Below are 338 nucleotides of genomic sequence, written 5' to 3'. Positions count from 1 at the left end.
TGGCAAGACGAACATCAGCAAGATGATCCATCTATGGATCAGAGATGACGTGTCAGGATGGATGAATGTCGAGGAGATAATCGGTCTGGTAACCAACATTGTTGTCGGTGTGCAGGGTGGTGGGATAACCAGCTATTTCCGTCTCAGCAATATGGGAAAATTAACATGCAATGATCTCCAGATCAACGAATCCATAAACTGCGACACGATTACAACCAATGACCAGAAGGTAAACGGCAATATCAATATGTATGGTATCGAGAAATCCGATGGCAAGACGAACATCAGCAAGATGATCCATCTATGGATCAGAGATGACGTGTCAGGATGGATGAATG

General features: G+C 44.1%; 1 protein-coding gene. It reads left to right on the top strand.

Annotation, left to right across the window (positions count from 1 at the left end):
* A partial coding sequence (locus H3T44_RS09050; protein ID WP_198196977.1) for a hypothetical protein occupies positions 1 to 338 on the top strand: 338 nt, incomplete at both ends.

Origin of the sequence: Commensalibacter sp. M0355, from assembly GCF_016101365.1 — a bacterium.
Taxonomy (GTDB): domain Bacteria; phylum Pseudomonadota; class Alphaproteobacteria; order Acetobacterales; family Acetobacteraceae; genus Commensalibacter; species Commensalibacter melissae.
Note: the sequence above shows the minus strand (reverse complement) of the source record. Positions and strands in the feature narration are given on the sequence as shown.